This window comes from Pseudomonas sp. S44 (assembly GCF_016624805.1).
Classification (GTDB): domain Bacteria; phylum Pseudomonadota; class Gammaproteobacteria; order Pseudomonadales; family Pseudomonadaceae; genus Aquipseudomonas; species Aquipseudomonas machongensis.
Map to the genome: position 1 here is coordinate 22282 of NZ_JACVTY010000017.1, position 26271 is coordinate 48552.

Annotated in this window: 22 protein-coding genes; 15 read left to right on the plus strand and 7 right to left on the minus strand. The window is 65.4% G+C overall.

Features of this window, described 5'->3' with window-relative positions; all coding sequences use genetic code 11:
* The first annotated feature begins 97 nt into the window (after window positions 1-97).
* The gene (locus IAE40_RS14430; RefSeq protein ID WP_200603428.1) at window positions 98-1297 is read left to right on the plus strand and encodes an MFS transporter; all 1200 of its coding nucleotides are present in this window, start codon (window positions 98-100) and stop codon (window positions 1295-1297) included.
* A 49-nt stretch (window positions 1298-1346) separates the two neighbouring features.
* On the opposite strand, the gene IAE40_RS14435 is transcribed toward IAE40_RS14430, so the two are convergent.
* Window positions 1347-2021: an HAD family hydrolase gene (locus IAE40_RS14435; RefSeq protein WP_200603429.1), complete on the minus strand. Its 675-nt coding sequence runs from the start codon at window positions 2019-2021 to the stop codon at window positions 1347-1349.
* 94 nt (window positions 2022-2115) lie between these two features.
* On the opposite strand from IAE40_RS14435, the gene lexA reads away from it, so the two are divergent.
* The 4 genes from lexA to IAE40_RS14455 are packed head-to-tail and all read left to right on the plus strand — an operon-like array spanning window position 2116 to window position 7855.
* On the plus strand, window positions 2116-2733 hold the full coding sequence (gene lexA, locus IAE40_RS14440; RefSeq protein ID WP_063545264.1) for a transcriptional repressor LexA: 618 nt from the start codon (window positions 2116-2118) through the stop codon (window positions 2731-2733).
* Window positions 2733-3353: a translesion DNA synthesis-associated protein ImuA gene (gene imuA / locus IAE40_RS14445; protein WP_054891570.1), complete on the plus strand. Its 621-nt coding sequence runs from the start codon at window positions 2733-2735 to the stop codon at window positions 3351-3353. Before lexA ends, imuA begins: the two co-directional genes overlap by 1 nt.
* 6 nt (window positions 3354-3359) lie before the next feature.
* Complete coding sequence (locus tag IAE40_RS14450) at window positions 3360-4778, plus strand: Y-family DNA polymerase (protein WP_197891347.1); 1419 nt, start codon at window positions 3360-3362, stop codon at window positions 4776-4778.
* The gene (locus tag IAE40_RS14455) at window positions 4775-7855 is read left to right on the plus strand and encodes an error-prone DNA polymerase (protein WP_200603430.1); all 3081 of its coding nucleotides are present in this window, start codon (window positions 4775-4777) and stop codon (window positions 7853-7855) included. Before IAE40_RS14450 ends, IAE40_RS14455 begins: the two co-directional genes overlap by 4 nt.
* Here the strand turns inward: IAE40_RS14455 and IAE40_RS14460 are convergent.
* Window positions 7852-9270, minus strand: a complete 1419-nt coding sequence (locus IAE40_RS14460; protein ID WP_054891567.1) for an aminotransferase-like domain-containing protein — start codon at window positions 9268-9270, stop codon at window positions 7852-7854. The genes IAE40_RS14455 and IAE40_RS14460 overlap by 4 nt on opposite strands.
* Window positions 9271-9603: 333 nt before the next feature.
* On the opposite strand from IAE40_RS14460, the gene IAE40_RS14465 reads away from it, so the two are divergent.
* Entirely contained in the window at window positions 9604-11016 is a 1413-nt protein-coding gene (locus IAE40_RS14465) for an amino acid permease (protein WP_112898536.1), read from the plus strand.
* Between the two features lie 57 nt (window positions 11017-11073).
* On the opposite strand, the gene IAE40_RS14470 is transcribed toward IAE40_RS14465, so the two are convergent.
* The gene (locus IAE40_RS14470) at window positions 11074-11808 is read right to left on the minus strand and encodes a FecR family protein (RefSeq protein ID WP_197891353.1); all 735 of its coding nucleotides are present in this window, start codon (window positions 11806-11808) and stop codon (window positions 11074-11076) included.
* A 151-nt stretch (window positions 11809-11959) separates the two neighbouring features.
* On the opposite strand from IAE40_RS14470, the gene tam reads away from it, so the two are divergent.
* Window positions 11960-12736, plus strand: a complete 777-nt coding sequence (gene tam, locus IAE40_RS14475; RefSeq protein ID WP_153772743.1) for a trans-aconitate 2-methyltransferase — start codon at window positions 11960-11962, stop codon at window positions 12734-12736.
* Here tam and IAE40_RS14480 read toward each other — a convergent pair.
* Together IAE40_RS14480 and IAE40_RS14485 are read right to left on the minus strand one after the other, a co-directional pair.
* Window positions 12726-13097 carry a DUF2784 domain-containing protein gene (locus IAE40_RS14480; protein ID WP_200603431.1) on the minus strand — a complete coding sequence of 124 codons (372 nt, stop codon included), beginning with the start codon at window positions 13095-13097 and terminating at the stop codon, window positions 12726-12728. The two genes, tam and IAE40_RS14480, sit on opposite strands and share 11 nt — an antisense overlap.
* Window positions 13098-13191: 94 nt before the next feature.
* Window positions 13192-14061, minus strand: a complete 870-nt coding sequence (locus IAE40_RS14485; protein WP_200603432.1) for a LysR substrate-binding domain-containing protein — start codon at window positions 14059-14061, stop codon at window positions 13192-13194.
* Window positions 14062-14300: 239 nt separating this feature from the next.
* Here IAE40_RS14485 and IAE40_RS14490 point away from each other — a divergent pair, with 239 nt between their 5' ends.
* The 5 genes from IAE40_RS14490 (at window position 14301) to IAE40_RS14510 (ending at window position 20486) form a co-directional block, all read left to right on the plus strand.
* Complete coding sequence (locus IAE40_RS14490; RefSeq protein ID WP_112898534.1) at window positions 14301-15617, plus strand: MFS transporter; 1317 nt, start codon at window positions 14301-14303, stop codon at window positions 15615-15617.
* 14 nt (window positions 15618-15631) lie between these two features.
* On the plus strand, window positions 15632-17023 hold the full coding sequence (locus IAE40_RS14495; RefSeq protein ID WP_153772741.1) for an FAD-dependent oxidoreductase: 1392 nt from the start codon (window positions 15632-15634) through the stop codon (window positions 17021-17023).
* A 213-nt stretch (window positions 17024-17236) separates the two neighbouring features.
* A complete protein-coding gene (locus IAE40_RS14500; RefSeq protein WP_023631852.1) occupies window positions 17237-17947 on the plus strand; it encodes a YebC/PmpR family DNA-binding transcriptional regulator in 711 nt (236 codons plus the stop codon).
* 74 nt (window positions 17948-18021) lie between these two features.
* The gene (locus IAE40_RS14505) at window positions 18022-18966 is read left to right on the plus strand and encodes a LysR family transcriptional regulator (RefSeq protein ID WP_054891560.1); all 945 of its coding nucleotides are present in this window, start codon (window positions 18022-18024) and stop codon (window positions 18964-18966) included.
* A gap of 107 nt (window positions 18967-19073) precedes the next feature.
* A complete protein-coding gene (locus IAE40_RS14510; protein WP_063545254.1) occupies window positions 19074-20486 on the plus strand; it encodes a DOPA decarboxylase in 1413 nt (470 codons plus the stop codon).
* A 33-nt stretch (window positions 20487-20519) separates the two neighbouring features.
* Here the strand turns inward: IAE40_RS14510 and IAE40_RS14515 are convergent, their stop codons facing one another.
* Complete coding sequence (locus IAE40_RS14515; protein ID WP_054891558.1) at window positions 20520-21890, minus strand: MFS transporter; 1371 nt, start codon at window positions 21888-21890, stop codon at window positions 20520-20522.
* 279 nt (window positions 21891-22169) lie between these two features.
* Here IAE40_RS14515 and quiC point away from each other — a divergent pair, with 279 nt between their 5' ends.
* Window positions 22170-24065, plus strand: coding sequence for a 3-dehydroshikimate dehydratase QuiC (quiC, locus tag IAE40_RS14520; RefSeq protein WP_200603433.1), 1896 nt, complete (start codon window positions 22170-22172; stop codon window positions 24063-24065).
* An 88-nt stretch (window positions 24066-24153) separates the two neighbouring features.
* On the plus strand, window positions 24154-24822 hold the full coding sequence (locus IAE40_RS14525; RefSeq protein ID WP_151924938.1) for a TetR/AcrR family transcriptional regulator: 669 nt from the start codon (window positions 24154-24156) through the stop codon (window positions 24820-24822).
* 15 nt (window positions 24823-24837) lie between these two features.
* Here the strand turns inward: IAE40_RS14525 and IAE40_RS14530 are convergent, their stop codons facing one another.
* Window positions 24838-25845 carry a GlxA family transcriptional regulator gene (locus IAE40_RS14530; protein WP_054891555.1) on the minus strand — a complete coding sequence of 336 codons (1008 nt, stop codon included), beginning with the start codon at window positions 25843-25845 and terminating at the stop codon, window positions 24838-24840.
* Between the two features lie 168 nt (window positions 25846-26013).
* On the opposite strand from IAE40_RS14530, the gene IAE40_RS14535 reads away from it, so the two are divergent.
* Complete coding sequence (locus IAE40_RS14535; RefSeq protein WP_054891554.1) at window positions 26014-26226, plus strand: PLDc N-terminal domain-containing protein; 213 nt, start codon at window positions 26014-26016, stop codon at window positions 26224-26226.
* The last annotated feature ends 45 nt before the right edge of the window (window positions 26227-26271 follow it).

Consider the following 26271-nt stretch of genomic DNA (forward strand, 5'->3'; position numbering starts at 1 on the left):
CCTGGCGCAAAGCCGCTTTGCGTTGCGCTCCGATTCCCTCCGCAGGCCCTGGCCGCTAAGGTGCGTGGCATGTCTTGCCATGTGTGAATAATCTGAAATGAGTGCTTCTTTAGCGACATCCTCTACATCCGGCACGTCACTGAGCCGAGGCCTGGTGACGCTGCTGGCGTTCTGCTGTGGTGCCATCGTTGCCAACATCTACTACGCCCAACCCATCGTCGGCCTGATCGCGCCGGACCTTGGGCTGTCCACCGAGCGTGCCAGCCTGATCGTCTCGCTCACCCAGCTGGGCTACGCCCTGGGGCTGCTGTTGCTGGTGCCGTTGGCCGACCTGGTGGAGAACCGTCGGCTGATGATCGCCACGGCTGTGCTGTCCTGCGCCAGCCTGCTCCTGGCGGGCAGCAGTGGGCACGGCCAAGGTGAGCTGTTTCTCGGTTATGCCTTGCTGATCGGCTTCAGTTCGGTGGCGGTGCAGATGCTGATCCCACTGGCTGCGCATCTGTCACCGGAGCAACAGCGTGGCCGGGTGGTGGGCAACATCATGGGTGGCCTGCTGTTGGGCATCCTGCTGGCGCGGCCCTTGTCGAGCCTGGTGGCCGATCACTTCGGCTGGCGTGCCGTGTTCCTGGGGGCGGCGGTGCTGATGGCGGCAATCGTCGTGCTGCTGGCCGTGACCCTGCCGCGGCGTGTGCTGGAGCACAAGGCCAGCTACGTCGAGTTGATGGCCTCGCTGGGCGGGCTGCTGCGGCGCTACCCGTTGCTGCGCCAGCGCTCGCTGTATCAAGGCTTGATGTTCGCGACGTTCAGCCTGTACTGGACCGCCGTGCCGCTGGCGCTGGCAACCGAGCATGGCCTGTCGCAGAGCCAGATCGCGTTGTTCGCATTGGTGGGCGCGGTGGGCGCCATTGCGGCCCCGATTGCCGGGCGCCTTGCCGATGCCGGGCATGCGCGCCAGGCGTCGTTGCTGGCCCTGGTGCTGGCGCCGTTGTCGCTGCTGTTCGGGCTGAGCGCGCCGGGCTACAGCGTGATCGGCCTGGGGTTGACCGGGGTGCTGCTGGACTTCGCCGTGCAGATGAACATGGTGATCGGCCAGCGTGAGGTGTACGCCCTGGACCCAGCCAGCCGCGGGCGGCTCAATGCCGTGTACATGACCAGCATCTTCATCGGCGGTGCTCTGGGTTCGGCAGTGGCCAGTGCCTTGTATGCGGGTTATGGCTGGAATGGCGTGGCGCTGGTGGGCGCGGTATTGCCGGGGCTGGCGCTGGTGATCTTCCTGATGGTTGCGCGGCGGGCTTGACCCACCCTTCGGTAGGCGCGGAACACGTCGCAGCGGCGAACCGCCGCGCCTACCGAGGCGAGAGCCAAGCCTGCATCTGTTCGATCAACGCCCACAGCCGTGGGTCGTTGTAATCCTCGATCACCAGTTGCGCGCCGGCCTGCAGCAGGCGCTCGGCCGGCTGGGTGGTGGCCAGGGCCACGGTGAAGATCCCGGCGTCGACCGCCGCCTTCACGCCGGGCAGCGAGTCTTCGAAGGCCAGTGCCTGCGCGGCCTTGGCTTCCAGGCGCTGGAGGCCGGTGAGGTAGGGCAGTGGGTCGGGCTTGGGCCGGGCCAGTTCGTCGGCCACCAGCACATGCTCGAAGCGCTCGCCCAGGCCCATGGCCCCCAGCATGTGCTCGGCGTTCAGCCGCGGGGCATTGGTCACCACGCACATGCCGATGCCATGGCGCTCGGCGTGCTCCAGCAGGCGCAGCAGGCCCGGCATCGGCTCGAGCGTGGGCGACATTTCGCGGAACAGCGCCTCCTTGCGGTCGGCCAGGTTCTTGCACTCGGCGGCATCGGCCTGGGGGAACAGCTCCTTGAACAGCAGGCCATTGGAGCGGCCGCTGACCTGGGCGTTGAATTGCTCCTGGGTCAGTTCGCGGCCGTCGTAATCGTGCAGCAGCTTGCGAAACGCCTGCAGGTGCAGGGTGTCGGTGTCGGTGAGGGTCCCATCGAGGTCGAACAGCAGGGCGGTCAGCATCGGGCATCCTGGCAGTGAAGAAACAATTCAGCAGCCATCATAGCCAAACTCGGCGACGAAGGGGGCTGTTCAGTGTTTTCGGAAAAGAGTACAAATGTGCTCCATGGACAAATTATCCCCCAAACGCCGCGCCATTCTCGAATTCATCCGCGAGCGCATCGCCGACCACGGCCAGCCGCCGAGCCTGGCCGATATCGCCGAGCGCTTCGGTTTCGCCTCGCGCAGCGTGGCGCGCAAGCACATCACTGCCCTGCATGAGGGTGGTTACATCGAGGTCACGCCTAACCAGGCGCGGGGCATTCGCCTGGCCGAACCGCTGCGCCGACCGGAAATCCTCGAGATTCCGGTGCTTGGCCGGGTCGCCGCCGGTGCGCCGATCGGTCCGGACCTGGGCATCCACGAACAATTGCTGATCGACCCCAGCCTGTTCCGCCGCACGCCCGACTACCTGCTCAAGGTGCGCGGCGATTCGATGATCGGCGACGGTATCCTCGACGGCGATCTGGTTGGCATTCTCCAGCAGGGCGATGCCCGCGACGGGCAGATCGTCGTTGCGCGGCTCGATGGCGAGGTCACCATCAAGCGCCTGCAACGGGTGGCGGGTGGCTATCGGCTGCTGCCACGCAACCCGGCCTATGCCCCCATCGACGTGGGCCCCGAGCACGACTTCTGCATCGAAGGTGTGTTCTGCGGCCTGCTGAGGCGTGACTGATGGGCGCGGTAGTCGATCTCGATGGGCTGCTCGACCAGCGCCGAATCTGGCGTGGGCGGCAGGTCCAGGCACGCCCGCTCGGCTTGCAGCCCACCGGTCATGCCGCGCTGGACGAGCGCCTGCCTGAAGGGGGCTGGCCATCGGCGGCGCTCAGCGAGTTGCTGCTGGCCAGCCCCGGTTGCGGTGAACTGCAGTTGCTCTGGCCGACCCTCGCCCGGCTGAGCGGCGAGGGTGGGCGGGTGGTGCTGGTAGCGCCGCCGTTCATTCCCTACGCGCCGGCCTGGCAGGCGGCAGGCGTCGATCTGCGCTGGCTGGCGCAGGTCGCGGCCGAGCCAGACGAGGCCCTGTGGGCTGCCGAGCAGTGCCTGCGCTCTGGCAGTTGTGCGGCGGTGCTGTGCTGGCCGGAGCGCGCCGATGACCGCTCATTGCGCCGCTTGCAAGTCGCCGCTGAAACCGGTGAGGCGCTGGCCTTCGCCTGCCGACCCCAGCAGGCGGCGCACAACCCGTCGCCTGCGGCTTTGCGTATCGCCATCGATACGCGTCCGGCACAGTGGCGAGTGCTCAAGTGCCGTGGCGGCCTGGTGCCGGCCACGCCCATCGCCGCTCCCGGACGAGGCTGATGCGCCATGCTCTGGGCCTGCATCCTGCTGCCGCAGCTGGCGCTGGACACCGTTCAGCGCGGGCGTGACGACGCCGATTCGCCGCTGGTACTGCTTGGCGGCCCAGCGCAACGACGGGTGTTGCAGGCGGTCAATGCGGCGGCCGCCGACCTGGGGCTGCGCGCCGGCCAGACGCTGACTGCCGCCCGCGCCCTGGCTGACGGCTTCACCTGTGTCGAGGCCGATCCGGCGCGCATCGACGAAGTACAGCAACTGTTGGCGGCCTGGGCCTACCGGTTCAGCGCTCAGGTCAGCCTGCACTATCCGCGTGCGTTGTTGCTGGAGGTGGGGTCGAGCCTGCAACTGTTCGGTCCGTGGACGAGTTTCGAGGCGCGTCTGCGTACAGAACTGCAGGAACTCGGCCTGCGTCATCGCATTGTGCTGGCGAGCAATCCGGTGGCGGCGCGCATGCTGGTCAACGGGCACGATGGCCTGGCGCTGACCTGCGCCGAGCAGACGCGCGCAGCATTGGCGAACATGCCTCTGGATCGGGTCGGCTTGCCTGCCGATGCCGCCCAGGCCCTCTCGCGCATGGGGTTGCGCCGGCTGGGCGAGGTCATGGCCTTGCCGCGTGATGCCCTGGCCAAGCGTTTTGCCGCGCCTGTGCAGTTGCACCTGGACCAACTTTTCGGCCAGCGTGCGCTGGGGCTGGATTTCTATCAGCCGCCAGACCGGTTCGAGTCCAGGCTGGAGCTGAATTTCGATGTGGAATCGCACCAGGCATTACTGTTTCCCCTGCGCCGGCTGATCAATGACCTGGCCGCTTTTCTTGCTGGGCGCGACTGCGGCGTGCAGCGTTTCGAGCTGCATCTGGAGCACGTAGAGGGGCCGGATACCGTGCTGAAGGTCGGCTTGCTGGCGGCCGAGCGCGAAGCGGCGATGCTCTTCGAACTGGCCCGTGGCCGGCTGGAGCCGCTGCGCATTCCGGCGCCGGTGCGCAACGTGCGCCTGCTGGCCGCCGACCTGCCAGCGTTCGTGCCACAGCATCGCGCGCTGTTCGATCCGCGTTCGCAGCAGGCCCAGCCCTGGGAGCAGTTGCGCGAGCGCTTGCGTGCCCGGTTGGGCGACGAGGCGGTCATGGGGCTGCGCGCCGAAGCCGATCATCGTCCCGAGCATGCCTGGCAGGCCAGCGAGCAGGGCGCTGCCGGTAGCCTGGCGGTCGCGCCCGGCAGCCGTCCTGGCTGGTTGCTGCCCCAGGCCCTGGCCTTGCCCGAGGGCGGCCTGCAATGGCTTGGCCAAGCCGAGCGCATCGAATCGGGCTGGTGGGATGGCGGTGATGTGCGCCGTGACTACTACCGCATCGAAACCCGCGAAGGGTTACGCGGTTGGGCCTACCGCGACCTCGCCCAACCCGGCCCCTTGTGGCTGCAGGGCTGGTTCGCATGAGCCTGCCTGGGTACGCCGAGCTGCATTGCCTGTCGAATTTCAGTTTTCAGCGCGGCGCCTCCAGCGCCGACGAGCTGTTTCGTCGTGCCCACGAGCAGGGCTATCAGGCCCTGGCAATCACCGACGAATGTACCCTGGCCGGGATTGTCCGCGCCTGGCAGGCGGCCCGCGAGCATGGCGTACGACTGATCGTCGGCAGCGAAGTGCAGGTGCAGGATGGGCCGCGCCTGGTGCTGCTGGTGGAGAACCTGAGCGGCTACCAGAGCCTCTGCGCGCTCATTACCCGTGCGCGGCGTCGGGCAGAGAAGGGCGAGTATCGATTGCTGGCCGAAGACCTGCAGGCGCATTGCTCAGGCTTGCTGGCGCTGTGGATCGCTGACGACCCTGGCGACCCTGAACCCGGCCGTTGGTTGCAGGCACTGTTCCCCGAGCGGCTGTGGCTGGCAGTGCACCAGCACCGTGGCAGCGACGACGCAGCGCGCTTGCAGCGTTTGCGTGCCCTGGCCGGGCAACTGGCGATTCGCGCCGTGGCCTGTGGCGACGTGCACATGCATGTACGTGGTCGTCGCGCCTTGCAGGACTGCATGACCGCGATCCGCCAGCACTGCACGGTGGCCGAGGCCGGGCGTTACCTCTACCCCAATGGCGAACGCCACCTGCGTAGCCGCGAGCAACTGGCCGAGCTGCACCCCGGCGACCTGCTGAGCGAAACCCTGGTCATTGCCGAGCGCTGCCGCTTCGACCTGAGCGAGCTGAAGTACCAGTACCCCCGTGAGCTGGTCCCTGAAGGCCACAGCCCGGCGAGCTGGTTGCGTCACTTGTGCGAGCAGCGTCTGTCGATACGCTGGCCGCAGGGTGCCAGCGCCGAGGTGTACCAGACGCTTGAGGGCGAACTGACGCTGATCGAGGAACTGGGCTACGAAAGCTACTTTCTCACCGTCCACGACATCGTCGATTTCGCGCGCCGGCAGAATATTCTCTGCCAGGGGCGGGGCTCTGCGGCCAACTCGGTGGTGTGTTTCGTGCTGGGGATCACCGAGCTCGACCCGATGACCCACCGCCTGCTGTTCGAGCGATTTCTCTCACGTGAGCGCAATGAACCGCCCGACATCGACGTGGACTTCGAACACGACCGCCGCGAAGAGGTGATCCAGTATGTGTTCAGGCGCTATGGCCGGCACCGCGCGGCGCTTACCGCGGTGGTCAGCACCTATCACGCTGCTGGCGCCGTGCGTGACGTGGCTCGGGTGCTGGGTCTGCCGAGCGACCAGGTGGATGCCCTGGCCAAATGCTGCGGGCGCTGGAGCGATCGCATTCCCGATCCGCAGCGCCTGGCCGAGGCTGGTTTCGAGGCGCAGAGCCCATCGTTGCGGCGTATCCTGGTGCTGGCGGGTGAGCTGATCGGTTTCCCTCGACACCTGTCGCAACACCCTGGCGGTTTCGTGATCTGCGAGCAGCCACTGGACCAGCTGGTGCCGGTGGAGAACGCCGCCATGCCCGAGCGCACGGTGATCCAGTGGGACAAGGACGACCTGGACATGGTTGGTCTGCTCAAGGTCGATGTGCTCGCCCTGGGCATGCTCAGCGCCCTGCGCCGTTGTTTCGACCTGCTCCGGCTGCACCGTGGCCGCGAGCTGACCCTGGCCAGCATCCCCCAGGAAGACCCCGCCACCTACGCGATGATCAGCCGCGCCGAGACCATGGGGGTGTTCCAGATCGAGTCGCGGGCACAGATGGCCATGCTGCCGCGCCTGCAGCCGCGCACCTTCTACGACCTGGTCATCGAGGTGGCAATCGTGCGGCCCGGGCCGATCCAGGGGGACATGGTGCATCCCTATCTGCGGCGGCGTCTGAAGCAAGAGCCGGTCACTTATCCTTCGGAAAAGCTCAAGGCGGTCTTCAAGCGCACGCTGGGTGTGCCGTTGTTCCAGGAGCAGGTAATGGAACTGGCGATGGTCGCGGCCGACTACACCCCAGGCGAAGCCGACCAGTTGCGCCGCAGCATGGCGGCGTGGAAGCGTCATGGCGGGCTGGAGCCGCATCGGCTGCGCTTGCTCGACGGCATGTTGCGCAATGGTTACGAGCTGGCCTTTGCCGAACGCATCTTCGAGCAGATCAAGGGGTTCGGCAGCTATGGCTTCCCCGAGTCCCACGCCGCCAGTTTCGCCTTGCTGTGCTACGCCAGCAGTTGGCTCAAGTGCCACGAGCCGGCGATCTTCACCTGCGCGTTGATCAACAGTTGGCCCATGGGGTTCTACAGCCCCGACCAGCTTTTGCAGGAGGCGCGTCGACAGGGCATCGAGGTGCGACCGGTGGATGTCGTTCACAGCGTCTGGGACTGCACCCTGGAACCGCAAGGCGGTGATGCCCTGGCGATTCGCCTGGGGCTGCGGCAGGTCCGTGGTTTCGGCGAGGACGATGCCCGGCGCCTGGAGCAGGCGCGGGCACAGCGGCCATGGCGGGATGTCGAGGATCTGTGCCTGCGTGCGTCCCTCGACAGCCGCGCCCGCGCGCGCCTGGCCGATGCCGGTGCCTTGCGTGCCCTGGCTCGCGATCGCCATCAGGCACGCTGGCAGGTCGCTGCCGTGCAGGCGCAACTGCCGTTGTTCGCTGGGGTCGAGTCTGCGCCTGAGAGCGAAGTGAGCTTGCCGGCGCCGAGCATCGCCGAAGACCTGTTCGCCGACTACGCGACCCTGGGCACCACACTTGGCCCGCATCCCTTGACGCTGCTGCGTTCACGCCTGCGCGCGCTGGGTTGCCGCAGCTCTCGTGAGCTGGATGGCTTGAGCCATGGCGACAGCGTTGCCGTGGCCGGCATCGTCGTGGGTCGCCAGCGCCCGCAGACGGCCAGCGGCGTGACCTTCGTCACCCTGGAAGACGAGTTCGGCATGCTCAACGTGGTGGTGTGGCGGGATCTGGCCGAGCGACAGCGGCGAGCCCTGGTGGGCTCGCAATTGCTCAAGGTCAGTGGCCGGCTGGAGCAGGAAAAGGGTGTCAGACACCTGATCGCGCGGCGGTTGGAGGATGTCAGTGGGTTATTGCGGGGGTTGGATGTAAGGAGTCGGGATTTTCATTAGCCTCGCCTGACATGCCGCACCAACACCTTCTCCAGCAACTCCCACATCCCGGGATCCGTACTGAACGCCACATTGAACCGCATCCACCCCGTGGCCTGCGCATCGACCATGAACAACTGCCCAGGCCCAAGCATGATCCCCTGTTCCAGCGCATCGTCGAGCAGCGCCGCACTATCGGGAATGGCCGGGTGGCGGGTCCAGATGTACATGCCTTCATCCGACTCGATGAACAACTCGAAGCCCAGTCGATGCAGGTGCCGACCCACTTCCTGATGCGCTTCTGCCAGGCGCTGGCGCAGGCGCTTGAGGTGCTTGCGCCAGCGTCCGTCGATCACTGCGGCGTATACCACCCGCTCCATCACCTGCGAGGTGGTCAGCCCTGAACGCATCTTCAACTGCAACAGCTGCTGCATCACCTCGGCTTCGGCCACCAGGTAGCCCACCCGCACGTTGGGCGAGATGCTCTTGGAGTAGCTGCCCACGTATACCACCTGCTGCAGATGATCGAGGCTGGCAAGGCACGGCTGCGGCTCGGCGATCATGTCGGCGTAGAGGTTGTTCTCCACCAGGCGCAAACCATGCTGCGACGCCAGTTGCAGCAGGCGGTGCAACTGCGCGAGCGGCGTACGCGAACAGGTCGGGCTGTGCAGGTGTGGCTGGGTGAAGAACACCGTCGGGCGATGGTGGGCGAGCAAGCGCTCCAACTGGTCGAGGTCGTAGCCCACCGGTGTGCGCGGGACGCCCACCAAGGTCGCGCCCTGAAAGCGCAGGATGCTCATCAGGTTGGGATAGCCTGGGTCGTCCACCAGCACCACGTCACCCGGTCGCACCAGGGTGCGCACGGCCAGGTCCAGCGCCTGGCTGGCGCCATGGGTGAGCATCAGTTGCGCAGGGCTGGCGACGATCGACAGCTCCTGCTGCAGGTTCTGCGCGGTCAGCGCGCGCAATTCAGGCAGGCCCATCGGATCACCATAGCCAGACAGCTCCAGCGGGCTGCCGGCCACCTGGCGCATGCCGCGACGCAAGCCATCTTCGTACATCCAGTCGTTGGGCAGCCAGCCGCAGCCGGGTTTGAACGGCAGTTGGCGGGTTTCGAAGATCTGTTGCAGGTACCACTCGGAGTTGAACGATGGTCGGGTTGTGTCAGCTTGCGGGGTGTGCGTGTCGAGCAACTCGCCCGCCGAGCGGCTGACGAAGAAACCCGCATTGCCGCGACTGACCAGCAGCCCCTGGGCCACCAGGCGGTCGTAGGCTTCGACCACGGTGAAGGTGCTCACCGAGTAGGTCGAGGCAAACGCGCGGATAGACGGCACCTTGGCGCCGGGCTTGAGCGTCTGGTTGTCGATGAGCTCGCGCAATCCGTCGATGATCTGGTTGACCAGCGGGGTAGGGGAGTCGGGATGTAGTCGCAGCATGGGGTGCCTTCAGGTGTGCGTAACGCCAAGCGCCTGCAGGGTGTCGCGGGTGTATTGCATTGGCGGCCTGTACAGTGCAGTGCGAGTTTCATGCCACTGTGCATGGCTCTATGTGGCGGACATTTTTACATTAGGTGTCAGATATCGCCAGATGCAACACGTTCAGTTCGCCCGAGCGGCAACCCTCGGGCGCGTCAGCAGGCCGCCATGGATGGTCTGCGTGTGTTCTTCACACCTCCTGCCCGCAATAGCGCTGATGTACAGGTGAGGCCGATAACCATCGGGGTTTCACAGTTTTTCCTTGGATAAAAAGAAGCACGGGGTACACAACTGATGGACGCAACATCCACATCCACCACCTCCGCGGAAGGCGGGCACGAGAGCAAGCTCAGTGCCTCGCTCAAGTCGCGCCACCTGACGATGATGTCGATCGCCGGGGTCATTGGCGGCGCCTTGTTCGTCGGCTCCGGCAGCGTGATCCACAGCGCCGGCCCAGCGGCTGTCCTGGCGTACCTCGCCGGCGGCATCCTGGTGGTGCTGATCATGCGCATGCTCGGCGAGATGGCGACTTCCTCGCCGGACACCGGCTCGTTCTCGACCTACGCCGACCGCGCCATCGGGCGTTGGGCCGGTTTCACCATCGGTTGGCTGTACTGGTGGTACTGGGTCATCCTCATGGCCTGGGAAGCCTACGTGGCGGGCAAGATCCTGCATGGCTTCTTCCCTGGTGTCAGCGTCAACGTGTTCGTGCTGGCGACCACCTTGTTGCTGATCACCGTGAACTTCTTCAACGTCAAGCACTACGGCGAATTCGAGTTCTGGTTCGCCTTGATCAAGGTGGTGGCGATCGTCTGTTTCCTGGTGGTGTGTACCGCCGCAGTGATGAACGTCTGGCAGTTCGGTGAGGTGCGCGGCATCACCCACCTGACCGCCGAAGGCTTCATGCCCAACGGCATCACCACGGTGATCGGCGCCTTGCTCGGGGTGATGTTCGCCTTCCTCGGTGCCGAGATCGTGACCATCGCGGCTTCGGAAGCGAAGGACCCGGCTACCCAGATCGTCAAGGCCACCAATTCGGTGGTGTGGCGTGTGTGCCTGTTCTACGTCGGCTCGATCTTCCTGATCGTCTGCCTGGTGCCGTGGAACGATCCGCACCTGGGCGTTTCCGGCTATGGCGCCTACCGTCGCACCCTGGAACTGCTGGGTGTGCCGTATGCCGAGTTGCTGATGAACTTCGTGGTGTTGACCTCGGTGAGCAGTTGCCTGATCTCCGGCCACTACACCGCTTCGCGCATGCTCTTCTCGCTGTCGCAGCGCGGTGATGCACCGTCGTTCTTCAAGATCACCCGCACCGGGACCGGCGTGCCGGTATACGCGATCCTCGGCTCCTGCGCCGTGGCGGTGGTCTGTGCGCTGATCAACTTCAGCGAGACCCTGCGCCCGAAGGATGTGCTGGAAACCCTGATGAACACCACCGGCATGATCGCCCTGCTGGTGTACCTGGTGATCGCCTTCTCGCAGCTGCGCATGCGCCGCAAGCTGATCGCCGAGGGCCGTGAGGTGCGCCTGAAGATGTGGCTGTTCCCCTGGCTGACCTACCTGGTGATCGCCTTCATCGTTGCCGCACTGGTGACCATGGCCTTCATGCCTGACTACCAGATCCTGGTGATCTCCACCGGTATCGCCGCGGCCATCGTGGTGGCCATGGGTGTGGTGCATCAGATCCGTAGCGCCAAGCGGCACTGATCCCACCGGGGGTTGCACTCAAACCGCGGCCGGCCCCCCCCGGGCCCGGCCGCGTTTTCATTTGCGCCGCACCACCGTCAGCCAATCGGTGTAACGGGCGACCTTGATCGGCAGGGCGGCCTGCAGGTCATCCAGGGCCTGGTCGGTGTCGTCCAGGGCCAGGTCGTCGGCGACCTTCAGGTCGGCCAGCGAGGGGGCATCGAACAGCAGCAGGCCACGGTGGTGCCGGGCCAGGCGCTCGAGCGTTTCGTTCAACGGCTGACCATCGCCGGGCAGGCGCTCCAGGTACCAGGCTGCCTGGGTGTCGCCGGTATCGACCTGGGTCAGGGTGCCGGGGCTGATGCCATCGAAGCGCAACTGCTGGCCGCGGTTGAGCGACCGTTGGCGGTCGTTGCCCGTCAGTTCGACCCGCCCCTCCAGCACGGTGACTTCGCTGCTGTCCTGCAGCCGTTCGACGATCAGTTTCGCGTCCAGCGGCCGCAGGCTGCCGTGTGGGGTGACGATGAACAGCGGGCGCGTATCGCCCCGCGCCACCTCCAGCAACAGTTGGCCCTTGAGCAGGTCGATCCGTCGCTGGGCGCGGTCGAACGTCAGGTCCACGGCCGACCCGTTGTCCAGGGTCAACAGGCTGCCGTCCTCCAGTTGCCGGGTCAGGCGGCTCTGGCTGTCGGTGGACAGGTCGGACAGCTCGAAGCCCTGGCCCATCCAGGGCGAGGCGAGCAGGAAGGAGGCGCCGATCAACGCAAGGATGGCCAGAGGCAGGGCAAGACGCGGATAGGGGAAGGCATTCATGGCAAGCGACGTGTGGAGGTTATGCGGATGACCTCCAGCATAGGCTGTCGGTTCCTGTTTTCGTTCAGGCGAAGCGGATCGGTCAGGCCGATACCCCGGACGCTCGGCAAAAGGCCTATGCTAGCGCTTCCAACTGCCGAAGGAGTCGCCCATGGCCTGGTCCGCCACCCAATATTCGCTCTTCGAAAATGAACGCACCCGCGCCGTGCGCGATCTGCTCGCGGCCGTGCCACCGCGGCCGGTGCGCCATGCCACTGACCTTGGTTGCGGCCCTGGCAACTCCACCGAGGTCTTGCTGCAACAGCATGGCGACGCCCAGGTGCTGGCCTTGGACAGCGACCAGGACATGATCGACAAGGCGCGCGAGCGACCACGCCTGAACGTGCCACGGGTGCGTTGCGAGGTAGCCGATATCGCCACCTGGAAGGCTGCCGAACCCCAGGACCTGATCCTCGCCAACGCGTCGTTGCAATGGGTGCCGAACCACCGTGAGCTGTACCCGCACCTGATCCGCCAGCTTTCCGAGGGTGGCAGCCTGGCGGTGCAGACTCCCGACAACCTTGACGAACCTGCCCACAAGCGCATGCGCGAGATTGCCAGCCAAGGCCCGTGGAAAGACAAGTTCAGCGATTTTTCCTTGCCACCGCGACACAGCGGCGCGTTCTACTACGACCTGCTCAGCCCGCTGTGCGAACGCGTGGATGTGTGGCGTACCACCTATCACCATGTCCTCGAGGGCGGCGCCAGCGCCGTGGTGGAGTGGTTCAAGGGTTCGGGCTTGCGGCCGTACCTGGCGCGGCTGGACGAGGCCGAGCGCGAGAGCTTCCTGCAGCTCTACTTGCAGGCCATGGAGCAGGATTACCCGAAAGCCACCGATGGCAAGGTGTTGCTGCCGTTCCCGCGGTTGTTCGTGGTCGCTACCCGCTAGCACGCCACCCGCGCCAGAGCACATAGCCGTAGATGCCAAGGTTGAGCAGCAACACGATCAACCCGAGCAGCACCTGGATCTGCGATGTCAGCCCGGCAGGGTAGATCAGCGGCCAGACATAGTGCTCGACGAACCCACCCTGGTAGCCAGCCTGGCCGGCTGCCAGGCGCATGCGGTTTTCCCAGCCGGTCAGCGGGCACTGCAGATGCAGGCATTCCACCGAAAGCCCCCAGGCCAGGGTCGGCAGATGCAGGAGCAGGGCGCGGCGCCAGCGCAGCACCAGCAGGCCGCCGAACAGCACCAGCAGGATGAAGGCCAGGTGCAGCAGGACCAGGGCGTCGGCGCTTAGGCGGTAGAGCATGGTGGGCGGGGTCCGCTGTGGGGCGAGTCATCAGCATAGGGCAGATTGCAGGGTTGTCGGGGCCGGCCTGATCGCAGGGGCGGCACCGATGGAGTCACAGCGCCTCTTGCACCATCTGCAAAAATGTCGCCACCACTCGCCGCGTGCGTTGTTCGCTCAGGCACACCAGCGTCTCGGTCATGTGGCGTTGGCAATCGACGATGGGCAGCGCGCACACCCGTGAGTCGGCGCCGAACTCCGCCGCCGACACCACCCCCACGCCAATCCCCACCACCACCGCTTCACGCGCCGCTTCACGTCCCTCGACCTGGATGGCCGGGCGGATGCGCAGGCCCGCGCGCTGCATCTCTTCTTCTAGGGTCTGGCGTGTCACCGAGCCGGGCTCACGCAAGACCAGCGGCGTGTCGTCCAGGTCGGCCAGGCTGATCGAGGCGCGGGTGGCCCAAGGGTGGTCCCGGGACACGAAGGCCACCATCGGGTCACGCCGCATCGGCACGCAGAACAGCCGCTCGTCATCGACGTCGCGCCCGAGCAGGGCCAGGTCGGCCTGGTAGCTGAACAGGCGCGCCAGCGACTCATCGGTGTTGCCCGTCTCGATCTTGACCTGAATCCCCGGGTAGCGCTGGCAGAAGCGCGCAACCTGCGGCAGTACGTGCACGGGGGCATCCACCGCCAGCACCAGGCTGCCGGTGTGCAGGGCACGCGAATCCTGCAGCAGCTCCAGGGCTTCGGCTTCACAGGCGAACAGGCGTTGGCTGATGCCCAACAGGCGTTCGCCCAGGTCGGTGAGCTGCACCGAGCGCTTGTTGCGCTGGAACAGCAGCACGCCGAAGCGTTCCTCCAGCTTGCGCACCTGGTCGGACACCGCCGGCTGGGTGAGGAAGAGTTTCTCGGCGGCCCGGGTGAAGCTGCCGTGTTCGGCCACGGCGTGAAAGGCCTTGAGCTGCGCTTGCGAGACCGACATGAACACCTCGGAACAGGTTCAGTTAAAAGCTGGGCTTATGTGTGAAATACGATAAATCGATTTTATTTATCAGTCATCAGCTGTTTCCATGTCGCTCAACCCGAGGCAGCGCCAAAAGCGCCTGCACCGGGCCATGGTCCAGCCAGATGACGTCCCTCCGTCATGCAGTGCGCAACACAACAACAAGACAGGCGTTTCTTCACATTCTGCCGGCACACTCAGCAAGAGGTCAGAGTCAAATGAACCAGTCTTTCGGTGCCATCAAGCGGTGGCGCATGCAGATCTTCGCCATCACCTGGCTGGCCTACGCCGCCTTCTACTTCACCCGCAAGGCCTTCTCGGTCGCCAAGCTTGGCATTGCTGAAGATCCAGGCTTCATGCTCGACAAGGCCGCCATGGCCAACCTCGACGCGATCTACCTGGCGGCCTACGCCGTGGGCCAGTTCACCTGGGGCATGCTCGCCGACCGCTTCGGCCCACGCGTGGTGGTACTCGGCGGCCTGCTGATCTCGGCCGCAGCAGCGGTGGTGATGGGCAGTTACGCGACCTTCCCGATCTTTGCCACCTGCATGCTGATCCAGGGCCTGGCGCAGTCGACCGGCTGGGCAGGGCTGTGCAAGAACATCGGCAGTTTCTTCCCGTCGTCCCAGCGTGGCCGGGTACTTGGGCTATGGAGTTCGTGCTACGCCTTTGGCGGCCTGGTGGCCTCGCCCTTTGCCGGGTGGTGGGCGTACACCCTGGTTGGCAGCTGGCACGCAGCGTTTTTCTCCAGCGCCGTGGTGGTGGCAGCGGTAGCGCTGCTGTTCTTCTTCTTGCAGCGCAATAAGCCCGAAGACGTCGGCCTGCCGGCGGTGGAGCCGGAGCCGCAGAGCATGACGCCAGGCGCGAACCTGTGCAGCGTCTGGGCGCCGCTGCGCGAAATCCTGCGCAACCGCACGGTACTCACGTTGGGTCTTGCCTACTTCATGCTCAAGCCGGCGCGCTACGCCATTCTGCTGTGGGGGCCGGTGATCGTTTTCGAGCAGATGCCCTCGGTAGGCAAGGTTGGCGCGGCGATCATTCCCACAGCCTTCGAGCTGGCCGGGTTGCTCGGCCCGATCCTCATCGGCCTGGCCTCGGACAAGCTGTTCGGTGCCCGGCGCATGCCTGCCTGCGTGATCAGCCTGGTGCTGCTGACCTTCACCCTGGCGGGTTTCATGGCCGCAATGCACAGCGGCAGTGTGGTTCTGGTCGTTGCGCTGTTGTTCGTCATGGGCCTGACCCTGTACGGACCTGACTCGATGATCAGCGGCGCGGCCGCGATCGACTTCGGCACCGCCAAGGCCGGCGCCACGGCAGCCGGGTTCGTCAATGGCTGCGGCTCGGTGGGTGCGGTGTTGGGTGGCCTGCTGCCGGGCTATTTCGACAGCGTCACGGTGTTCATCGTGTTCGCCGGCACTGCGCTGTTCTCCGCCCTGGTGCTGCTGCCGCACTGGAACAGCCGCCCGGCCAGTGCGGAGGCGGTACATGACGTGGCCCCCAACACCGGCATGGCGATCAAGCCGGTACGTACCTGAAGGAAAGTGAAACGATGAGACCGTTCTGGCTGCAACAGGCCCTGGATCCGCAAAACGAAGCGGTATGCCCGCCGCTGCAAGGTGATGTGCGCTGTGATGTGTGTATCGTCGGTGGCGGCTATACCGGCTTGTGGACCGCGCTGATGCTCAAGGAGGCGGTGCCGGCGTTGGATGTGCTGCTGATCGAGGCGGATATCTGCGGCGCCGGTGCCAGCGGGCGCAATGGTGGTTGTGCGCTGTCGTGGTCGGCCAAGTACTTCACCCTGGAGCGCTTGTTCGGTGTGGCCGAGGCGGTGCGCCTGGTCCGTGAGTCGGAGCGCAGTATCGCGGCCATCGGCACGTTCTGCGCCGAACATCACATCGACTGCGACTACCGCATGGACGGCACCTTGTATACCGCCACCAATGCCGCCCAGGTCGGCAGTACCGATGCGGTGATCGCGGCGCTGCAGCGCCAGGGCATCAACTCGTTCCAGCGTCTGGCGCTGGATGAGGTGCAGCGTCGGGCAGGCTCTGACCGCCACCGGGAAGGCTGGTTCTCGCCAGCGGCCGCCACGGTACAGCCGGGCAAGCTGGTGCGTGGCCTGCGCCGGGTCGCGCTGCAGCTCGGCGTGCGCATCCACGAGGGCACGGCGATGACCAGCCTTGAGCACGGCGTCCCGGTGCAGGTGCGCACTGCCCACGGCACCGTGCGTGCCGACCGGGTCGTGCTGGGCCTCAATGCCTGGATGGCGCGACAGTTCGCGCAGTTCGAGCGCAGCGTGGCGATCGTCTCCAGCGACATGGTGATCACCGAGCCGTGCCCCGAACTGTTGCGCCAGACGGGCCTGGAGACCGGCATCAGCGTGCTCGATTCGCGCATCTTCGTGCATTACTACCACAACACCCCCGACGGTCGGCTGATGCTCGGCAAGGGCGGCAATACCTTCGCCTATGGCGGGCGCATGCTACCGGTCTTCGATCAGCCATCGCCCTATCGATCGCTGCTGAAACGGACCTTGGGCGAGTTCTTCCCGGCGCTGGCCGAGGTGCCGCTGGCCGCGAGCTGGAACGGGCCATCGGATCGCTCGGTGACCGGCTTGCCGTTCTTCGGCCGGCTGGACGGGCAGGGCAACGTGTTCTACGGCTTCGGCTATTCCGGCAGCGGGGTAGGGCCTTGCCACATGGGCGGGCAGATCCTTTCGTCGCTGGCCCTGGGGATGGACAACGCCTGGACGCGCTCGCCCCTGGTCAAGGGGCCGCTGGGGCAGTTCCCGCCGGAGCCGATCCGCTACTTGGGGTCGCTGATGGTGCGCGATGCCGTGCGGCGCAAGGAGCGCGCCGAAGACCGAGGGCTGCGCCCGCGGCGGCTGGATGTGCGGTTGGCGAAGTTCGCGGCGGCGGCGGGGAAGGCGGACAAGGGCTGAGTCGGTGTGGGCATTTTCGCGGGCAAGTCGGGTCGCCGCACCGCCGCTCCCACAGGTACCCACCGCTTGCAGGGGCGGCGGTTCGCCGCTGCGAGTTGCCCGCGAATGTCCGCCATGCGATTTCTTGTCGATCCCACCCGCGAGGGCGTATAAACTCTCCCCACTTTTGGCCGGTCGCTTCCTGAACCGGCCGCTGAGACAAAGAGAGTCGAGATGGGCGCACAGTGGAAAGCCAAGCATAGAGAAACGGCCGCCAACGCCAAGGGCAAGATCATGGGCAAGTTGGCCAAGGAGATCCAGATCGCGGCCAAGTCGGGCGCCGACCCGGATATGAACCCGCGTCTGCGCTTGGCGATCGTCCAGGCCAAGAAAGCCTCGATGACCCGCGAAACCCTCGAGCGTGCGATCAAGAAAGGCGCTGGCCTGGATGGCGAGGCGGTGCAGTACCATGCCGTCAGCTACGAGGGCTTTGCCCCGCACCAGGTGCCGCTGATCGTCGAATGCCTGACCGACAACGTGAACCGTACCGTCGCCCAGATCCGGGTGTTGTTCCGCAAGGGCCAGCTCGGCGCAAGCGGCTCGGTGGCCTGGGACTTCAACCATGTCGGCCTGATCGAGGCTACCCCGGAAGGTGATGCCGACCCGGAAATGGCCGCCATCGAAGCTGGCGCCCAGGACTTCGAAGACGGCGAGGAAGAGGGCTCGACCCTGTTCATCACCGACACCACCGACCTGGACGCGGTGCAGAAGGCCCTGCCCGAGCATGGTTTCACCGTCACCTCCGCGAAGATCGGCTACACCCCGAAAAACCCGGTGAGCGCCGCCAGCCTGAGTGCTGAAGCCCTGGCCGAGGTCGAGGCCTTCCTTGAGGCGATCGACGAGAACGAAGACGTGCAGAACGTCTATGTCGGTCTGACGGACTGACTTCCTGCCGGGCCGCCTCGCGGCCCGATGGGCCCCGCCATGGGGCCCTCCACCCCACCCGCGCAGGTCACCCCATGACCCCCACCTTCGCCTCACTGAGCCTGGCCCACCTGCGCACCCTCGATTGCCTCCTGCAATTGAAGAACCTCAGCCACGCCGCCGAGCGCCTGGGTTGCAGCCAGTCGGCCCTCAGTCGGCAGCTCGCTCACCTGCGCGATGCCTTCGGCGACCCGCTGCTGGTCCGCCAGGGGCGCGGCTATGTGCTCAGCGAACATGCCGAAACCTTGGTCGAACCCTTGCGCCAGGTGCTCGATGAGCTCAGCGCCCTGCGCCAGCCTGCCGCCTTCGACCCGGCGCGTTGCGAGCGGCGTTTCTGCATCGCCGCCTCCGACTATGTGGCCGAGCACATCCTTCCGGACCTGGTGACGGCACTGGAGCATGAGGCGCCCGGGGTATCCCTCGAGTACCGCACCTGGCAGGCCGGCCAATACGCCTCGCTGGCCAGTGGTGAGGTCGATCTGGCCACCACACTGTTCGATGAGTCCCCGCCCAACCTGCATGGCCGGCTGCTCGGTGAAGACCGTGCGGTGTGCCTGATGGCGGGCGGGCATCCGCTGGCCGCCTGCACCACGATCAGCCAGGACGACTACCTTGCCTATCGCCATGTGCGGGTTTCCGGCGGCGGCGACAAGGACAGCTTCATCGACCGACACCTGCGTGCCCAGGGCCTGCAGCGGCGCATGCAGCTGCAGGTGCCGTTCTTCAGTGCCATGGTGCAGGTGATCGGCAATGGTCAGGCGTTGGCCACGGTGCCGGAGCATATCGCCCGCCAGCTTTGCCGTTTGCATGGCCTGGCCTGGCGGCCGCTGGGCTTCATCGAGCACAGTCAGCGCTACTGGGTGGTCTGGCATCAGCGCTTGCAGGCCTCGGCCGAGCACCGCTGGTTGCGTAACCGGGTATTCGAGCTGTGGCGCCAGTCGTCGTTTGGCGTGCAGGGCGGGGATGCGCGGTTGCGATAGCAGCTATGCGCGAAACGGGGTTATTGCCCGACGGCGGGTTGCCTAGACTGGGCTGATTGCGGGGTGTCGGTGCTGACACCTCATCCCTTCGCCCAGGAGCCAGCCCAGTGACCCCCGAACAATTCCGCCAATACGGCCACCAGCTTATCGACCTGATCGCCGACTATCGCCAGACCGTCGGCGAGCGCCCGGTGATGGCCCAGGTCGAGCCCGGCTACCTCAAGGCCGCGCTGCCCGAGGCTGCGCCGCAGCAGGGCGAGCCGTTCGCCGCCATCCTCGATGATGTCTCCAGCCTGGTGATGCCCGGCCTGTCGCACTGGCAGCATCCCGACTTCTACGGCTACTTCCCCTCCAACGGCACGCTGTCGTCGGTTCTCGGCGACTTCCTCAGCACAGGGCTTGGCGTGCTCGGCCTGTCCTGGCAGTCCAGCCCGGCCCTGAGCGAGCTGGAGGAAACTACCCTCGACTGGCTGCGCCAACTGCTGGGGCTGTCGGCGCAGTGGAGCGGGGTGATCCAGGACACGGCCTCCACCAGCACCCTGGTCGCGCTGATCAGCGCACGTGAGCGCAGCACCGACTACATCCTCGCCCGCGGCGGCCTGCAGGCTCAGGACAAGCCGCTGATCGTCTACGTCAGTGCCCATGCCCACAGCTCGGTGGACAAGGCCGCGTTGCTGGCCGGATTCGGCCGCGACAACATTCGTCAGATCCCGACCGATGAGCGCTTCGCCATGATCCCCGAAGCGCTGCAGGCCGCCATCGAGCAGGACCTGGCCGCCGGCAATCAGCCCTGCGCCGTGGTTGCCACCACCGGCACTACCGCCACCACGGCCCTGGACCCGTTGCGCCCGGTTGGTGAGATCGCCCAGGCGGCGGGGTTGTGGCTGCATGTCGATTCGGCGATGGCAGGCTCGGCGATGATCCTCCCCGAATGCCGCTGGATGTGGGACGGCATCGAGCTGGCCGACTCGGTGGTAGTCAATGCGCACAAGTGGCTGGGCGTGGCCTTCGACTGTTCGATCTATTACGTGCGCGACCCGCAGCACCTGATCCGGGTGATGAGTACCAACCCCAGCTACCTGCAGTCGTCGGTGGATGGCGAAGTGAAGAACCTGCGCGACTGGGGCATACCGCTGGGGCGGAGGTTCCGTGCGCTGAAGCTGTGGTTCATGCTGCGCAGCGAAGGGGTCGAGGCCTTGCAGCAGCGCCTGCGCCGAGACCTGGAAAATGCCCGATGGCTGGCCGAGCAGGTCGCGGCGGCGCCGGGTTGGAAGCTGCTGGCGCCGGTGCAGTTGCAGACCCTGTGCATTCGGCATGAACCAGAGGGGCTGGACGGTGAGGCGCTGGATGAGCACACCCGTGGCTGGGCAGACCGGCTCAATGCTTCCGGCGATGCCTACGTGACCCCGGCCACCCTGCAAGGCCGCTGGATGGTGCGGGTGTCGGTCGGCGCGCTGCCGACGGAACGGGCGGATGTGGAGCGGTTGTGGAGGAACCTGCAGGCGGTGGTCAAGGCTTGAGGTTGCCGGGGCCGCAGTGCGGCCCCGACGGCCTTACGGGCTCACCACCTCGAAGCTGCTTTTGCGGCTGGCTTCATAGGCGTCCTTTTCCAGCGGTTTGGCCTGCGGGTTACCCAGGTCTTCCATCGCCATCCGGTAGGTTTCAGGCGCCACATAGGCGGCCAGCGCACACACGCAGGTGATGGCGAAGGCCAGTGCCCCGACTACCAGCCAGATATGCTCCGAACCGGGTGGGGCGACGGCTGCGAACAGTGCCGGCAGCATCGCCGTGAGCATGGTGCCGATGTTCTGTGCGATGGCCATGGCCGACACCCGGTAGCGGGTCTGGAACAGCTCGGGGTAGAAGCTTGGGAACACGGCGTTGTAGCCCTGGTAGACCATGCCCCACATCAGGATCGAGCCGACGAAGGCCAGTGGCACGTTCTGGATGCTGATCGCATACAGGTAGACGAACGCCAGCAGGCCCGATCCCAGGCACCCGGCAATCATGGTCGGGCGCCGGCCGATGCGGTCCGACAGGTTGCCCACGAACGGAATCACCAGCACCGCGACGATATTGCCCACCACCGGGATCCACAGGTACACGCTCTTGTCGAAACCGATGCCGTAGGCCGGCTGCACGGCATAGGCCGCACCGAAGATGGTGGCGACCACCGGGATCACGTTCATCAGTGCCATGAACATCACCAGCACCATGTGTTTCCAGCTGTGGCGGAACGCTTCGCCGATTGGGGACTTGGCCACCTTGTCCTGTTTTTCTTCCTGAACGAATGCCGGGGTTTCGTGCACTTCCTTGCGGATGATGAAGCCTGCGATCAGCACCACTGCACTCATCAGGAACGGAATGCGCCAGCCCCATTCGTTGAACGCTTCGCTGGGCATGAAGTAGGCCAGTGGCAGGAATACCGCAGCGGCCATCACCTGGCCGGCCTGCACGCCTTGCAGGGTGTAGCTGGCGTAGTAGCCGCGACGTCCGAAGGGCGCGTGCTCCATGATCATGGAACTGGCGCCGGAGATCTCTCCGGCCACGGCGAAGCCTTGGACCAGGCGCAGGACCACCAGCAAGGCAGGGGCGAGGAGGCCGATGTCGTGGTAGGTGGGCAGCAGGCCTACGGCCATGGTCGAGATGCCCATCAGGAACATGCACAGCAGCAGCACGTTCTTGCGTCCTCGCGTGTCACCCCAATGGCCGAGCACGAAGGCGCCGACCGGACGAGCCAGGTAGCCGACGCCATAGGTGGCAAGGGAGGCGATGATGGCCATCTTCGGGTCACTGGACGGGAAGAAGATCTGCGGGAAGATCAACGCTGCCGCCTGGGCATAGATGAAGAAATCGTAGTACTCGAGGGCCGAGCCGATCCACCCGCTGGCGGTGGCTTTCTTGGCCTGTGAAGAGTGGGCCATGGTGTCTCCGTTGTTCTTGTTGGTTGTCGGATGGCGGTCGCCCTCGGGCAGGCATGAGCCCGGATGGCGGCGACTGAATCCATGGTGGTCCAGGGTTCTGCGGTGAATCAATTCGCTTGGTTGGCTTTTGTTCGATTATCGAACACAAACTAACCATTTCGTACAAAGTGCATTGCCGTCCCGACTTTACCTGCGAATAATCGATCCTGCCATCGTCGAGAACAAGCAGGCTCATGGGTCAGACGAACCTGCGCCTGTACAAACAACAAGGAACTCAACATGCAGCGTTCGATCGCCACCGTCTCACTCAGCGGTACCCTGCCTGAAAAGCTCGAAGCCATCGCTGCCGCAGGCTTTGATGGCGTCGAGATCTTCGAGAACGACCTGCTCCATTACGCCGGTGCCCCGCGTGAAATTCGGCAGCGGTGTGCGGACCTGGGGCTGGCCATCACGCTGTTTCAGCCGTTTCGCGACTTCGAGGGCTGCCGCCGTGATCGTCTGCACAAGAACCTCGACCGCGCGGCGCGCAAGTTCGACCTGATGCAGGAACTGGGCACCGACCTGGTGCTGGTGTGCAGCAACGTGCAGCCCGATGCGCTGGGCGATGAGCAACTGCTGGTCGATGACCTGCGCCTGTTGGCCGAGCATGCCGGGGCGCGGGGCCTGCGCATCGGTTACGAAGCTTTGGCCTGGGGGCGTCACGTCAACACCTGGCAGCAGGTGTGGCACCTGGTGCGCAAGGTCGATCATCCGGCGCTGGGGGTGATTCTCGACAGCTTCCACACGCTCTCGCTCAAGGGCGATCCCAGTGCGATCCGCGATATCCCTGGCGAGAAAATTTTCTTCGTTCAGATGGCCGATGCGCCGATCCTGGCCATGGACGTGCTGGAGTGGAGTCGGCATTTTCGCTGTTTCCCCGGCCAGGGCGAGATGGACCTCGCAGGTTTCCTTGCGCCGATCATCGCCAGTGGGTATCGCGGCCCGCTGTCGCTTGAGATTTTCAACGATGGCTTTCGTGCCGCACCTTCGCGTCAGAACGCCGCCGATGGTCTGCGCTCGTTGCTGTACCTGGAGGAAAAGACCCGCGTGCGGCTGGCCGAGCAGGCGGTCGCAGTGGAACCCGGCGTGCTGTTCGCACCGCCTGCGGCGAGCCGTTATGACGGAGTGGAGTTCGTCGAGTTCGCCGTAGATGACGCGGTCGGTGCGCGGCTGGGTGGGTGGTTGAAGCGCCTGGGGTTCGCCGAGGCCGGTCAGCACCGCAGCAAGGCGGTCAGGCTGCTGCGCCAGGGTGATATCAATATCGTGCTCAACGCCGAACCCTATTCCTTTGCCCACAACTTCTACGAGGCTCATGGTCCATCGCTGTGCGCTGCAGCCTTGCGCGTGGATGACGCCCAGGCGGCGCTGCAGCGGGCAATGGCCTATCGTGGTCAGCCATTCCGTGGTCTGGTCGGCCCCAACGAGCGGGAAATCCCGGCGGTGCGCGCGCCGGATGGCAGTCTGATCTACCTGGTGGAGCCGGCCGGGGCAGGGCAGAGCATCTATGACAGTGATTTCTGCCTCGATCCGTCGGCCACTGCCGGTGGCGGGCTGCAGCGCATCGACCACATGGCCTTGGCCTTGCCGGCCGAGGGTCTGGACAGTTGGGTGCTGTTCTACAAGAGCCTGTTCGACTTCACCGCCGACGACGAAGTGGTACTGCCCGACCCTTATGGTCTGGTCAAGAGCCGCGCCCTGCGCAGCCCGTGCGCGACGTTGCGCCTGCCGCTGAACATCTCCGAGAACCGCAACACGGCCATCGCCCACGCCCTGTCGAGCTACCGTGGTTCGGGCGTGCACCATATCGCCTTCGACTGCGCCGACATCTTCGCCGAGGTCACACGGGCCAAGGAGGCTGGCGTGCCATTGCTGGAGATCCCGATGAACTACTACGACGATCTGGCGGCGCGCTTCGAGTTCGACGATGAGTTCCTCAGCGAGCTTGCTTACTACAACGTGCTGTACGACCGCGATGCGCAGGGCGGCGAGCTGTTCCATGTGTACACCGAACCGTTCGAGGGGCGTTTCTTCTTCGAGATCCTCCAGCGCAAGGGGGACTACGCGGGGTATGGCGCGGCGAACGTGGCGGTGCGCCTGGCGGCGATGGCCAAGCTGCGCGCGAGTGCGGGTGGCTAGCAAGCCGCACATGCACCCTCGCGCTTCCCTGCACCGCCCGGCTCACGGATAATCCCCGCACATTCCAAACAACAGCCTGTGAGTCGGTATGAGTGATCCGCAAGTCAGCCTCGGTCAGTCCGAGGGCGGGGCGCGCAAGTCGCGCAAGAACAACCCGGAGAAAACCCGCGAGGACATTCTCCAGGCTGCGATCCACGAGTTCGTCCAGCAAGGCCTGGCTGGCGCGCGGGTCGATGCGATCGCCGAGCGCACCGCCACTTCCAAGCGCATGATCTACTACTACTTCGGCAGCAAGGAACAGCTGTACCTGGAATGCCTGGTCAAGCTCTACGGCGACATCCGCAAGACCGAGCACAGCCTGGACCTGGAGTCGCTGCCGGTCGAGCAGGCGATCCGCCGGCTGGTGGAGTTCACCTTCGATCACCACGACCACAATGTCGACTTCGTACGCATCGTCTGTACCGAAAACATCCATTATGGTGAGTTCGTCAAGCAGGCGCCGGTGATCCGCGAAATGAGCAGCCTGGTGCTCGAATCACTGGCGCGCACCCTGCAGCGCGGGGTCGAGGAAGGCATGTTCCGTGCGGGCATCGAGGTCATCGACCTGCATATGCTGATGAGTTCGTTCTGCTTCTATCGGGTCTCGAACCGGCATACCTTCGGCCAGATCTTCCAGATCGACCTGGCGGACGACGCAATCAAGCTGCGCCACAAGCAGATGATCTGCGAAGCCGTGCTCAACTACATCCGCGCCTGATGCCCAGCATTTGCATCATTCGCCCAGCCGCTGCTCACGTGAAGGCGGGTAGCCGAAATACGCCGCGTAGCACTTGCTGAAGTGCGACACCGAAACGAACCCGCACGCCACCGCCACTTCCATGACCGACAGGTCCGAGTACTGCAGCAGCCGCCGGCTCTTGGTGATGCGCAGCTCCATGTAGTAGCGCCGCGGCGAGGTACCGAGCTGGGCCTGGAACAAGCGGTCGATCTGCCGACGCGAGCGGCCGCTGTAGGCGGCCAGCTGATCGAGGCTGAGGGTCTCTTCCAGGTTGTTTTCCATCAGCTCGACAATGGTGCGCAGTTGCAGGCTCATGGACTTCTTCGCCCCGGGCCCGACCTGGCGATAGCGGGCGCCGGAGAACGACAGGATCTCTTCGACACCTTCGGCCAAGGCATCGCCATACAGCCGGCGTACCAGGCCCAGCATCAGTTCCATGGCGCCATTGGGGCTGGCGGCGGTCAGGCGATCGCGATCAAGGGTGAAGCTGGCCGGCGTGATGCGCGTCTGCGGGCTGCGTTCGGCGAGGCTGGCACGCTGTTCGGGGTGGATGCTGCAACCGTAGTCGCCCAGCACCCCGGCGCGGCCGAGGAACCATGCACCGCTCCACAAACCACCCAGGGCCATGCCGTGGGCCGCGCAGTCGCCCAGCAGGCGGTCGAGTTCGGGGTATTTGAGCGGGGTGCGCAGGCCGGCGCAGATGACCAGGAGGTCGGGCTCCTTGAGCTTGCGCGGGTCCAGCTCGCTGGCCACCAGTTCCAGCCCCAGGTCACTCAGCACCCGGTCACCTTCGAGCGACAGCGGGGTGAAGCGGAAGCTGTCGGCTCGCAGCAGGTTGGCGGTGACCAGCACGTCCATCGCCACGGTGAAACTGGCCATGGAAAAATGCTCGAGCAGAACGAAGTCGACGCGGTACGGCACCTGTTCGTCGCTGGCGCCGGATTTGAGCCGCAACATGTTGCTGGTGCTAGTCTTCTTGCTGAACTGGCGAGGCGTGGGCACAGCGGACTCCGTTTCCTTCGATGGCGCAGGGAGTGTGCTGGGAGTTGCGGGGAAAGACAATCACTGGCCGGATAATGCCGCGAGCCCTGCACTGGCGGTACGCGGATTGGAATGAACCCTTGGCGCCTGGCGTGAACAAATGCATTACATGCTCACAGGAGAACGCTCATGGAAATAGGAACGGTCTGGATCCTCGTCGCAGTGCTGGTGATTCTTCTGCAGATCTGGGCGATATGGCACATCATCGGCAGCGAGCGCCGTGCCGAGCGCAAGATGTTGTGGGTCGTGTTCGTGGTTTGGGCGCCGTTCCCCGGCCTGTTGTTCTGGGCCTGGCGCGGGCCGCGGGCGGTGAAGGGCAGGGCCGTGCTGGAAGAGAAATGAGCCTTGCCTGGCGCCTGTCGCAAGGACAGGCGCCACGGACTTGGA

Coding starts and splice junctions, on each gene's coding strand:
- IAE40_RS14465 (WP_112898536.1), top strand. CDS start 9,604: ATGGACGCAACATCCACATCCACCACCTCCGCGGAAGGCGGGCACGAG.
- IAE40_RS14495 (WP_153772741.1), top strand. CDS start 15,632: ATGAGACCGTTCTGGCTGCAACAGGCCCTGGATCCGCAAAACGAAGCG.
- IAE40_RS14515 (WP_054891558.1), bottom strand. CDS start 21,890: ATGGCCCACTCTTCACAGGCCAAGAAAGCCACCGCCAGCGGGTGGATC.
- IAE40_RS14485 (WP_200603432.1), bottom strand. CDS start 14,061: ATGTCGGTCTCGCAAGCGCAGCTCAAGGCCTTTCACGCCGTGGCCGAA.
- lexA (WP_063545264.1), top strand. CDS start 2,116: ATGTGCTCCATGGACAAATTATCCCCCAAACGCCGCGCCATTCTCGAA.
- IAE40_RS14430 (WP_200603428.1), top strand. CDS start 98: ATGAGTGCTTCTTTAGCGACATCCTCTACATCCGGCACGTCACTGAGC.
- imuA (WP_054891570.1), top strand. CDS start 2,733: ATGGGCGCGGTAGTCGATCTCGATGGGCTGCTCGACCAGCGCCGAATC.
- IAE40_RS14435 (WP_200603429.1), bottom strand. CDS start 2,021: ATGCTGACCGCCCTGCTGTTCGACCTCGATGGGACCCTCACCGACACC.
- IAE40_RS14525 (WP_151924938.1), top strand. CDS start 24,154: ATGAGTGATCCGCAAGTCAGCCTCGGTCAGTCCGAGGGCGGGGCGCGC.
- tam (WP_153772743.1), top strand. CDS start 11,960: ATGGCCTGGTCCGCCACCCAATATTCGCTCTTCGAAAATGAACGCACC.
- IAE40_RS14535 (WP_054891554.1), top strand. CDS start 26,014: ATGGAAATAGGAACGGTCTGGATCCTCGTCGCAGTGCTGGTGATTCTT.
- IAE40_RS14500 (WP_023631852.1), top strand. CDS start 17,237: ATGGGCGCACAGTGGAAAGCCAAGCATAGAGAAACGGCCGCCAACGCC.
- IAE40_RS14470 (WP_197891353.1), bottom strand. CDS start 11,808: ATGAATGCCTTCCCCTATCCGCGTCTTGCCCTGCCTCTGGCCATCCTT.
- IAE40_RS14490 (WP_112898534.1), top strand. CDS start 14,301: ATGAACCAGTCTTTCGGTGCCATCAAGCGGTGGCGCATGCAGATCTTC.
- IAE40_RS14460 (WP_054891567.1), bottom strand. CDS start 9,270: ATGCTGCGACTACATCCCGACTCCCCTACCCCGCTGGTCAACCAGATC.
- IAE40_RS14480 (WP_200603431.1), bottom strand. CDS start 13,097: ATGCTCTACCGCCTAAGCGCCGACGCCCTGGTCCTGCTGCACCTGGCC.
- IAE40_RS14505 (WP_054891560.1), top strand. CDS start 18,022: ATGACCCCCACCTTCGCCTCACTGAGCCTGGCCCACCTGCGCACCCTC.
- quiC (WP_200603433.1), top strand. CDS start 22,170: ATGCAGCGTTCGATCGCCACCGTCTCACTCAGCGGTACCCTGCCTGAA.
- IAE40_RS14450 (WP_197891347.1), top strand. CDS start 3,360: ATGCTCTGGGCCTGCATCCTGCTGCCGCAGCTGGCGCTGGACACCGTT.
- IAE40_RS14455 (WP_200603430.1), top strand. CDS start 4,775: ATGAGCCTGCCTGGGTACGCCGAGCTGCATTGCCTGTCGAATTTCAGT.